6 protein-coding genes, 1 tRNA gene and 1 CRISPR repeat array are annotated in these 10,836 nt (G+C 70.3%); of the genes, 4 read left to right on the top strand and 3 right to left on the bottom strand.

The features are described 5' to 3' along the window. Nucleotides 1-57 precede the first annotated feature (57 nt). Nucleotides 58-363: a helix-turn-helix domain-containing protein gene (locus Q0A33_RS07765; protein WP_291794868.1), complete on the top strand. Its 306-nt coding sequence runs from the start codon at nucleotides 58-60 to the stop codon at nucleotides 361-363. Nucleotides 364-500: 137 nt separating this feature from the next. Here the strand turns inward: Q0A33_RS07765 and Q0A33_RS07760 are convergent, their stop codons facing one another. After that, nucleotides 501-2,678: an FAD/NAD(P)-binding protein gene (locus Q0A33_RS07760; protein ID WP_291794867.1), complete on the bottom strand. Its 2,178-nt coding sequence runs from the start codon at nucleotides 2,676-2,678 to the stop codon at nucleotides 501-503. Then, nucleotides 2,675-4,510: an LCP family protein gene (locus Q0A33_RS07755; RefSeq protein ID WP_291794866.1), complete on the bottom strand. Its 1,836-nt coding sequence runs from the start codon at nucleotides 4,508-4,510 to the stop codon at nucleotides 2,675-2,677. The genes Q0A33_RS07760 and Q0A33_RS07755 overlap by 4 nt, the downstream gene beginning before the upstream one ends. 1,116 nt (nucleotides 4,511-5,626) lie before the next feature. Here Q0A33_RS07755 and Q0A33_RS07750 point away from each other — a divergent pair. The 3 genes from Q0A33_RS07750 to Q0A33_RS07740 all read left to right on the top strand — a co-directional run bounded on the left by Q0A33_RS07750 (nucleotide 5,627) and on the right by Q0A33_RS07740 (nucleotide 7,582). Further along, nucleotides 5,627-5,715, top strand: a tRNA-Ser gene (locus tag Q0A33_RS07750). A gap of 149 nt (nucleotides 5,716-5,864) precedes the next feature. Next, on the top strand, nucleotides 5,865-6,185 hold the full coding sequence (locus tag Q0A33_RS07745; RefSeq protein ID WP_291794865.1) for an XRE family transcriptional regulator: 321 nt from the start codon (nucleotides 5,865-5,867) through the stop codon (nucleotides 6,183-6,185). A gap of 83 nt (nucleotides 6,186-6,268) precedes the next feature. Next, complete coding sequence (locus Q0A33_RS07740) at nucleotides 6,269-7,582, top strand: Nramp family divalent metal transporter (RefSeq protein ID WP_291794864.1); 1,314 nt, start codon at nucleotides 6,269-6,271, stop codon at nucleotides 7,580-7,582. A 177-nt stretch (nucleotides 7,583-7,759) separates the two neighbouring features. On the opposite strand, the gene Q0A33_RS07735 is transcribed toward Q0A33_RS07740, so the two are convergent. Then, entirely contained in the window at nucleotides 7,760-9,592 is a 1,833-nt protein-coding gene (locus Q0A33_RS07735; protein WP_291794863.1) for a phosphoenolpyruvate carboxykinase (GTP), read from the bottom strand. Between the two features lie 254 nt (nucleotides 9,593-9,846). After that, nucleotides 9,847-10,824: direct repeats of the CRISPR family, unit length 27 nt; unit sequence GGCTCATCCCCGCTGCGCGGGGAGCAC. Nucleotides 10,825-10,836: the final 12 nt, after the last annotated feature.

Genomic DNA, 10,836 nt, shown 5'->3' with positions numbered 1-10,836 from the left:
GGATGCAGGTGTGTGATGATAATGCCGGTACTATAATAACGGCATTATCATCGACTCATGGTCCGACTACCGCTCACCCCCGCAGAGATCGAACGAGGTCAGCGTCTGGGAGCCCTGCTGCGAAGCGCCCGAGGCGAGCGCTCCATGCCTGCGGTCGCCGCTGCCGCCGGCATCTCTGCGGAGACCCTGCGCAAGATCGAGACGGGCAGGGTGGCCACACCGGCCTTCTCCACCATCGCCGTGCTCGCTGCGGAACTGCATCTGTCGCTGGACGAGATCTGGGCGCAGGTCAGCGGAGCGGAGACGGTCGCGGATGCGCCCGCAGGCGGGCGCGGCGGCTCACGGGAGCGGATGGCCTCGTAGCAGAGCCTGCGCCCGCGCAGGGTACGCTGCGTCCGCGCAGGGTGTGCCGCGCCCGCGCCAGGTGCGCCTCCGCGCCGGGTGCGCGTCCGGAGCGTTGCGCCGCTCGCCCTCGTCACGGTAGGCGCGGGCGAGGGCGCTCAGCAGAGGTCGAGGATCGCGCGGGCGACGGCGTCCGCGTCGCGGAAGGTGCGGGCGTCCGAGTCCGGGTTCGCGGCGATCGCCAGCCCCAGCTGGACGGAGGACAGCTGCAGGGACAGGACGAAGCGTGCGGGGTGCACGCGGCCTCGGGCATCGACCGTGCGGTAGGGCGGGCGCGTGACTGCGAGGCCGGAGGACGGCACGACGGTGGTCGGATCGAGCCGGTGTTCGGCGACGCGGAGCTGCCCGCGGTCCAGCATCCCGCGGATGAGACGGTCGTCGGCCTGTGTCACGCGGTTGGCCGGGGAGCTCGCGTCCACGAGTGCGCGGGCGCGCACCTCGCCGTCCACCGCAGGGGTCGTGGCGACGAACCCGGCAGGCTCCCCGGTGCGCGAGGTGCGGATGCGGACCTCCGGTCCGGCGAAGTCCACGAGCCCGGCCTCCGCCAGGGCGATGAGCTCCGCGTACCGCTGCGGAGGCGGCCCGTCGCAGATCCCGGAGACGAAGTCCTCGAACCAGCCGCGCACCTCCGCGACGAAGCTGGCCGGCTCCAGCCGTTCCTGGGCGACGAGCTCCTTGAGCAGCATCCGCGCCTGCCAGAGCACCGGGAAGAGCGCTTTCTCCGGGGAGAGCGCCGGCCCCAGGCGCGAGGCGGCGAGATCCTCACGGAGGTAGGCCAGCAGTGCGCCGCGCAGCTCCTCCCGGTCTGCGAAGCCGGTGTGGCCCAGCGGTCTGATGTAGCGATGGAGGTCGAGGAGCAGGCCGGGTTCCGCGCTGACCGCGTCCGGGTCGAGCACGCGCTCCTCCGTCTCGCGCCAGGACTCGGCCGCAGGGGTCGCGGCACCTGCCGCAGTCCCCGCCGCCGGTGTGGACGGCACGGGCGCGGTGCCGGTGACCGCTGAGGTCCGGGCGGCACTGGAACGCCCGCCGTCGTCCAGGTGGCGTGCGACCGCCTCCGCGAGCGCGGAGTCGAGCACGGCGGGGTCCTCCCGGAAGACCTCCGGGCGGGAGCGCGCGAGCGCGGCGTACCAGGCGCGGCGGAGATCGGCGAGGACGAGCGGCCAGAGCTGCGCGTCGAAACGGAGGCCGGCCTCGGGAGCGGGCAGCCGGTCGATGTGCTCGGCGGTGAAGAACCGGAGGTGCGAGCCCGGCGGGACCGGCAGCGGATGCCGGGAGGTGAGGGGCTTGGAGCGGTACGGCACGCCGCGGCGGGAGCCCGGCACGAGGATCGGCTCCGAGCCGCTGGGCAGGTAGCGCAGCTCGCCCTCGCCCGTCTCCTCGAAGCGGCCGCCGCGGCCGTGGGTGAGGAGGGACTGGAGGTCGAAGTAGTTGAGCCCGAAACCGCGGATGAGCACGGGCTCTCCCGCCGGCAGCCGGTCCACGCGCGTCTCCGCGGGCAGGCCGGGAGGCAGGTAGACGAGGTTGGCGGCATCCGCGAATCGCTGCCAGCCTGCGCGTTCGTCGCTGAGTGCGGCAGGGATGTGCCCCACACAGAGCACCACGGCGTCCGCCTCCAGCGTGCGGCCGTCGGACAGGCGCAGCGCCTGCGGCGCGGACGCGAGCGTCCGGCCCTCCGGGAGGGGCGGCACGCCCGCTTCCTGGTCCCGGGCCTGTGAGGCCGGGCCGCGTGTGGGCGCCGGACGGTGCACGCCCGCGAAGCTGCGCGTGCCGGGCCCGGAGGGGACCGAGGCGTTCTCCGGCAGATCGAGGATCTGCAGGACCTCGCACGGCTCGTGCGCGATCGTCACTCCCGGCGGCGCCTGGGCAGCCATCCGGTCGTAGGCGTCGGCGAGGTACGCGCCGTACTCACGCCGCTGCGCGAATGTCGCGGTCGCGGGGGCCGAGGCGTTCTCCTCCTCCGCGCTTCCTGCGCCGTCTGCGCTCCGCGCCCACTCCGCCATCGAGGGGCCGGTGCCGGGCACGGACACACGGCAGGAGGCATCGGGGAAGACGGTCTGCTCCTCGACCACGGTGTTCATGAGCAGGTGCGGCGACTGGTCGGTGCGCCACACCCTGCCGGGCCCGGGCGGGAAGGGGTCGAAGAGGCGGATGTCGAGGGACACCTCGGCGGCGGGATCCTCCTCCCGGCACCGCCGGGCGTGCGCGAGCAGCCTCTCCAGCACGGACAGACCTCGCGGGCCGGCACCGACGATGCCGACCCGCAGAGCTCCGCTCAACCCTGGTCCCCTTCGGGGCCGGGGTAGCCGGGCCAGCCGGAGCCGGGCTCGTAGCCGCGGGGGTAGCACTTGCCGTCGGCGTCCTCGATGCCGTCCTTGTGCTCCGGGGTCTCCTCCGGGGTGGGCTCCTCCTCGGGAGCCTCCGTCTCCTCCTCCGCCGGGGCGGCCTCCTCGGCCTGGCTGGGCTCAGCGGGGTTGATCTGCTCTTGCACCCACTCGTGCAGGACGTCGTAGTCCGGGTTGCTCGTGGACACGACGTCGTTGGTGATCTGGGCGGACTTGATCTCGCCGCCCTGCATGGCGATGGCGAGCTCCACGAAGGCGGGCACGGCGTTCTGCGCGATGTCCGTCTGGATGTTGCGCTCGGCCGATCCCGCCAGCTTGGGATAGGCCGCGGCGAGCTCCTGCGGATTCACCTGGTCGAGGGTGGTCTTGAGCATGCGCTGCTGACGGCACATGCGGTCGTAGTTGTCCGCGCCGTCGCGGGAGCGCACGTACCAGAGGGCCTTCTTGCCCTGCAGCACCTGCTCGCCGGGGTCGATCCAGCCCTTGATGGGGTTCTTCAGACCGGTGTTCATGTTGGTGCCGCCGCCCATGGGGATGGGGCGCTCCACATCGATCTTCACGCCGCCGATCGCATCGACGACGTCCTCGAAGCCCTCCATGTCCACGCTTGAGTGGTAGTCCAGCTCCAGGCCCAACGAGCCCTCGACGGCCTGCATGGTCGCGTACATGCCGACCTCGAGGCCCTCCTCCGTCTCGCCCACGGCCTCCGGGTTCTGCTCCGCCCACGTCCAGACCGCATTGATGAGGCTCTCGTCCGGGCCGAAGCCGTCGAAGCCGTCGGGGAAGCGCTCCGCCAGGGGAGTGCCCTCGGGGAAGTGGGCGTAGTTGAGGTTGCGGGGGACGCTGATGAGGGTGGTGTCCCCCGAACGCGTGTCGATGGAGGCGACGAGCATGGTGTCGGGACGGGTGCCCTCGCGTCCGTCGCCGTTGTCGCGGCCGATGAGGAAGACGTTGATCCGCGGCTGGTTCGCCCACAGCGCCGCCTTGTCCTGAACGGACCCGCCGGACTCGCCGAACACGGAGCGGATGGTGTCCGCCTGCACCTTGGAGTACGCGGAGCCCACGCCCAGCGGCACCCCCACGCACAGGATGAGCGAGGCGACCAGCCCCCAGCCGAGGCCGCGTTGGACGCGTGTGATCCGCCGGCCGCCGCGCAGCACCCGGTAGGAGCGCAGGATGGTGATCGCCCAGATGACGATCGCCAGTGCCAGCGCGATCGCGATCGTGTAGAGCACCACGGGGTCCCCGGCGAGGCGGGAGAGCGCGCGGACGGGCCCCCTCCAGAGGACCCAGACGGCAGCGGCGAGGATGACGGCGAGGAACCCGAGGAGGATGATCCAGCCGCGGCGGTGCTTGCCGTGGATGAGCCCGAGGCCGGGCACCAGGGTGCCGAGCGTGGTCCAGCGGACGATGGAGCTGAAGGCCTCGCCCTCGCGCCGCGAATGGCGGGGGCGGGCGCTGTCCGAGAGGCGGCGGCGGACGGGGGCCGCGGCGCTGCCGGCTGAAGCGCTGCCGACTGTGGTCCTGCCGACAGTGGGGCCGGCATCGGAGGCTTCCGGTGCGGACGCACCGTGGCCGGTCGTGCGCTCGGCCGCTGCGCTCTGTGTTGGCTGGTCCTGTGCGGACGGCTGATCCGAGCGCCGGGATTCCGCATGCTTCCTGCTATGCGCACCTCGCGCGTCCCTGCGGCTGCGGAGCGCACGTCGTGTGAGGGGAGCGGACTCATCGCCGGCATGAGCCCCCGGGGCGGCAGCCGATGCTGCCATGCCGGCTGCCGCGCCTGCAGCACCCGTCGCCGCGCTCGCGGACGCCGGGCCTGCCGCTGCGGAGGCCGCTCCTGCCGCTGTTGCGGCTGTCTGGCCTGCAACTCCTGCGGAGGCTCCCGCGCCTGTTCCGGCCGTCGCACCTGCGGAGGCTCCCGCTGTTCCGGAGGCGGCCTCGGCGCCGGGGAAGACGGAGGGGCGTCCGGAGGAAGATCCCTGATTCACCAGCTCGGAGGCTCCTGCCGCGGAGCCGGGAGGCAGCGGGTCCCGGCTCCGCGTGGCGTGCCTGGGCGACGAGGTGGGGAGGCGGCCGATGTCCGCGGTCGTGGTCATCTGGTCGAACGGGGAGGGTGCCGACCGTGGGGCGGACTCCTGAGGGGCGTCCTGCGCACGTGCTGCGCGTGCGGTGTCCTCGGGAGAGCGGGCCGGAACCGCGGACTGCGACGACCCCGGGGGAGGTCCAGAGGCCCCACCCGCGGTTCCCCTCGCGGAAGCGCCCGAGGCGGGGGAGGCCACTTCGCGGAGCTCGCGCCGTGAGGGGAACTCGCGGGCCGGCCGCATCTCGCTGGGAGCTCTCATACCGCTGGGAGCCGGGGTGGCTCCCGCGCGCTCTTCGCGTGAGGGCGGCGCGTGAGGAGACGGCTGCTGTGCTGATGAGTTCGCTGCCGGCTGGCTGCCCGAGTCCGCCTTGAGGCGGTAGTCATCACGCCGGACGCCGTCGAGACCGCGCAGGCGGGCACGCCGGGAGGCGCGGATGGGGCTGTGCGCTGCCGAGGGATCCTCGCCCTGTGCGCTTTCGCCTCTCCGCCTGCTCTCGTCTTCGGCCACTGATGCGTCTCCTCGGTGGTGCAGGGGGTGGTGCACGCCCTGTCCCTCGCGAGGAGCGGCGGGGCGCTTCCGGTGGTCTCCGGTGGATCAGTGCGGATCTGGTCACCAGTGCATACCTGATCGCCAGTACATAGTATTGGCCGAACTTGAGGTTTTCGTGACATCTCCGGGCGCGCCGCCGCATGGTGAGAGGTGCAGCGGCGTGAGCCTCGCCGCACATCGTTTCCTGCTTTGGCGTGAGCGCGTCCCCTTGTGTAGTCTGTAGAAGCTGTCCGGCGCGCTGGTCAGTGGGGAGTCGTGGCTGAGCGGCCGAAAGCACCACCCTGCTAAGGTGGAGTCCCTCGTTAGGGGGACCGTGGGTTCAAATCCCACCGGCTCCGCGTTTTTCGAAAGGCCCTGTCGTTTGCATCCATATGCGGGCGGGAGGGCCTTTTCCGTGCCCCGTGGGTCGCGCGCGGCTCCTGCTCGCCTCGCTGCACGGGCGGCGCGGTGCGGAGCCCGTGCAGTGTGGATCTGGCACAGTTGTGGTATGACACAGAACACAATGCATCTGAATGGCAGTCTCGCTCGGGCTGCGCGCGCACTCGTGGCGACCTCGGCCACCTACACCGCGGATGCGGCGGGGCTCACCCGCAGACAGCTCCGGGACTTCGAGAAGGGGCGGGGCACCCTCGACGAGGCACAGCTCGCGTCCCTGAGGCACACGCTCGAACGTCTGGGGGCGTTCTTCCTCGCGGACGGAGCGAACGGGCGCGGCCACGGCGTCCGGCTGAAGTTCTCCGAGGACAAGACCGAGAGGGTGGAGAACTGGGAGGGCGAAGGCGGCCTCGCCGGAGACGACGACGTGTGAGACGGGCCTCCGCTGCCCCGGACCGGCGCACTCGTCACCAGGCAACCTGTGCGCAGACGGACAACCTCCTTTAAGGTTCCCCTGTGAATGAGAACACGCAGAGCACCGGTGCAGGTGCAGAAGAGCCGGCGGGCGGCAGCGCTGTCGCCGCGTCGGAGGGCAAGCCCCGCTGGAAGCTGATCGGTCCGGGTCTCGTCGTGGCTGCGACGGGCATCGGCGCCGGTGACCTCGTCGCCACGCTGGTCGCCGGCTCCATGTACGGGTACGCGCTCCTCTGGGCGGCAGTGGTCGGCGTCGTCATCAAGATCTTCCTCGTGGAGGGTGCGGGCCGGTGGACGCTGGCCACGGGGCACTCTATCTTCGAGGGCTGGCGACGGCTGGGGAAGTGGACCTCGATCTACTTCGGTCCCTACATCGTGGTGTGGGGGTTCGTCTACGGTGCCACGGCGATGTCCGCCTCGGCGCTGCCGCTGGCGACGGCGCTGCCGATCTTCCACTCCAACTACGACGTCATCTTCTACGGCATCATCTCAGGGCTGATCGGCGCTGCGCTCGTGTGGTTCGGGAAGTACCACGCGCTCGAGAAGATCGTGGCGGTCCTGGTCGGCCTCATGTTCGTCACGGTGGTGGGTCTCGCGGTCGCCACGCTGCCGAACGTCCCGGAGCTCCTCAACCGGCTCATCCCGATGATTCCGGAAGGCGGCGTGATCTACACGCTGAGCATCGCAGGCGGCGTGGGCGGGACCATCACGCTCGCGGCGTACGGCTACTGGCTCAAGGAGAAGGGCTGGGTCACGCCCACGTGGATGCGCGTCATGCGGATCGACAACTCGATGGCCTACATCATCTCCGGCATCTTCGTCATCTCGATGCTCGTGATCGGCGCCGAGTTCCTCTACTCCGCCGGCATCGCGATCCAGAGCGGGGATCAGGGACTCCTCGACCTCGCAGACGTCCTCGCAGAACGCCACGGCGCGTTCATGGCCAACGTGTTCCTCGTGGGCTTCTGGGCCTCGTCGTTCTCGTCCGTGCTGGGCGTGTGGAACGGCGTGTCCCTGATGTTCGCGGACTTCTGGGGGCGCACGCGCGGCCTGGCGGAGGATCACCCGGACCGGGGCCTCGGCGGCAAGTACTACAAGGCCTACGTCCTCTGGCTGACCTTCCCGCCGATGCTCCTGCTGTTCATCGGCAAGCCGGTGGGCATCATCATCACCTACGGCGTGCTGGGCTCGTTCTTCATGCCGTTCCTCGCGATCACGCTGCTGTTCCTGCTCAACTCCAGGCACATGCCCAAGGAGTGGAAGAACAGCTGGTGGCTCAACGTGGTGCTCGTCATCATCGCCGCGATCTTCGTGGTGCTGGGCGTCAACGAGCTGATCGGGGCGTTCTCCGGCTGAGAGCTGCTCCGCGGCGCCGTCCATGAGCGGACGGTGCCGCGGAGCAGTGAGGCACTCCCGGAGGTATGCGGGAGCGCGCTGCGAACAGCAAGAAGGACCTGCATCCCGGCTCAGGATGCAGGTCCTTCTTGCTATGGCCGGCTCAGCTGCGACGCATTGCAGCCGGGCCCGGCACGATCACTTCACGCCCAGGCGCTCCCGCAGCTCGCCGACCTCGGCGCGGAGCTCGGCCGGCACGTGGCTGCCCAGCTCGTCGTACCACTCGTCGATGGAGGCGAGTTCGGCAGCCCACTCCTCGGGCTTGATCGCAAGCGCCTTGGAGACCTGCTCCTGGGAGATGTCCAGGCCGTCGAGGTCGAGGCCGCCCTCGGCAGGTGCGTAGCCCAGCGGGGTCTCCACGGCCTCGGCGGTGCCTGCGGTGCGCTCGAAGACCCACTTGAGCACGCGGGAGTTCTCCGAGAACCCGGGCCACAGGAAGCTGTTGTCCTCGTCGCGGCGGAACCAGTTCACGTAGAAGATCTTGGGCAGCTTGGCGCCCTCCGTCTTCCCGATGTTGATCCAGTGCTGCAGGTAGTCGCCGACGTTGTAGCCGATGAAGGGGCGCATCGCCATGGGGTCCCGGCGGACGACGCCCACCTGGCCCTCGGCGGCAGCGGTCGTCTCGGAGGAGAGCGTGGAGCCCATGAAGACGCCGTGGTTCCAGTCGTGGGTCTCCGTGACGAGCGGCATGGTCGTCTTGCGGCGACCGCCGAACAGGATCGCGGAGATCGGCACGCCGTCCGGGTTCTGCCACTCCGGCGCGATCGTGGGCACGTTGGCCAGCGGCGTGCAGAAGCGGGAGTTGGGGTGGGCTGCCGGGGTGCCGGACTCCGGGGTCCAGTCGTTGCCGCGCCAGTCCGTGAGGTGCGCGGGCTTCTCCTTGGTCATGCCCTCCCACCAGACGTCGCCGTCATCCGTGAGCGCGACGTTGGTGAAGACGTTGCCGCCGGCCTCAATGGCACGCATGGCGGTGGGGTTGGTGTCGTAGCCGGTGCCGGGGGCCACGCCGAACAGGCCGAACTCCGGGTTGATCGCGTAGAGCTGCCCGTCCTCGCCGAACCGCATCCAGGCGATGTCGTCGCCCAGGGTCTCGGCCTTCCAGCCGGGGATGGTGGGCTCGATCATCGCGAGGTTGGTCTTGCCGCACGCGCTGGGGAAGGCTGCGGCGATGTAGCGGACCTCGCCTGCCGGGTTGGTGAGCTTGAGGATGAGCATGTGCTCGGCGAGCCAGCCCTCGTCACGGGCGATCGCCGAGGCGATGCGCAGCGAGTAGCACTTCTTGCCGAGGAGGGCGTTGCCGCCGTAGCCGGAGCCGTACGACCAGATCGAACGTTCCTCCGGGAAGTGGGTGATGTACTTGGTGGGGTTGCAGGGCCACGGGACGTCCTGCTGGCCGGGCTCCAGGGGAGCGCCCACGGAGTGCACGCACTCGACGAAGTCCGCATCAAGGCGGTCAATGGCCTCGAGCGCCTCCGAGCCGGAGCGGGCCATGATGTCCATGGAGAGGACGACGTAGGGGGAGTCCGTGACCTCGATGCCGAACATGGGGTGCGTGGCGTCCGCGCGGCCCATGACGAAGGGGATGACGTACATGGTGCGGCCGCGCATGGAGCCGGTGAAGACCTCGTTCAGGGTTTCCTTCATCTCCGCCGGGGCCTTCCAGTTGTTGAGCGGGCCGGCGTCCTCCTCCTTCTCGGAGCAGATGAAGGTGCGGCTCTCGCCGCGGGCGACGTCGTCCGGGTCGGACGCGGCGTAGTAGGAGTCCTTCTGCTTGGCGAGGCGGACGATGGTGCCGGCGGCCTCCGCCTTGGCGATGAGGGCCTCGCGCTGCTCAGCGCTGCCGGTGATCCATTCGACGGAGTCAGGGGTGGTGAGCTTCGCAACGGATGCGACGAAGTCCAGCACACGCGCATTGGTGGTGGGTGCTCCCTGAAGCAGGTCCTCGACCGAGCCGGTGTCGATGACAGTCATGTTTCGCCAATCTCCTGGGGTGGGGTTTGTCCCGTGCGTCTCGGGATGACACTCACCGTACGGCCCGTGTGGCGCGGTGGAACCGGCGTTCTGGGCGCCAGAAGCTGTGCACTGACTCACAGAGGCGGGGTGTGTGCTGTGTTTGTATCATTAGTGTGACGTATTTTGCCAAATGAATGGCTGGAGCTGCCATTTGGTTGTATGCAGGCGGGCCTCCGCCGCGCCCGGTGCTGTGCGGGGCGTTGCTGTTGTGCGTCTGATCCCCGCTGCGCGGGGAGCACTTGTCCATCTGGGCGTTAGCGGCCTCTCCGCCCGGCTCATCCCCGCTGGGCGGGGAGCACAACCCCGTGCTCGCGCGGGAGCTGGCCGGTCTGGGCTCATCCCCGCTGCGCGGGGAGCATCGGCTGGGATGGTGGATGACCGCTTCATCGCAGGGCTCATCCCCGCTGCGCGGGGAGCACCGGCTGGAGGATCGTCTCCTCACCCGCGAGTGAGGCTCATCCCCGCTGCGCGGGGAGCACGTGATCATCGCCTGTCCAACACCTATCGTCCGGGGCTCATCCCCGCTGCGCGGGGAGCACAGGGCACTCATCCGCCATTTACAGGTTGCGGCGGGCTCATCCCCGCTGCGCGGGGAGCACTCGCCGTCACGCTGGAACACCAGTCGGCGGGTCGGCTCATCCCCGCTGCGCGGGGAGCACCTGGACGTCTTGGACGTTGATGGGGGCTCATCCCCGCTGCGCGGGGAGCACGACCAGAGACCGCCGGCGTCCCACAGGCGCACCGGCTCATCCCCGCTGCGCGGGGAGCACGTGAGCTTCTGCTCTGTGCTCAGCAGGAGCGGGGGCTCATCCCCGCTGCGCGGGGAGCACGGACTCGGCGTAGTGCTGGGCGGCGAGCGGGTCGGCTCATCCCCGCTGCGCGGGGAGCACGCCCCGTCAAACCCGGCCGACGGCCCGTACGTGGGCTCATCCCCGCTGCGCGGGGAGCACACGAAATCCTGGGCAGACCTCGGCTTCGAGGGAGGCTCATCCCCGCTGCGCGGGGAGCACGTGACCACCCCGTAGACCGCGCTGCCGGGCCGGGGCTCATCCCCGCTGCGCGGGGAGCACTCTCGGACGTGGATGAGTCCGATGCAGACGATGGGCTCATCCCCGCTGCGCGGGGAGCACGAACTCGGCGGAAGGGCCGCGGGCACCAGAAGGGGCTCATCCCCGCGGCGCGGGGAGCACAAGATGGGACGG

This window comes from Brevibacterium sp. (genome assembly GCF_022712115.1).
In the GTDB taxonomy this organism is placed as follows: Bacteria; Actinomycetota; Actinomycetes; order Actinomycetales; family Brevibacteriaceae; genus Brevibacterium; species Brevibacterium salitolerans.
The sequence above is the reverse complement of the archived record's forward strand: the minus strand, read 5'-3'. Positions and strand labels throughout refer to the sequence as shown.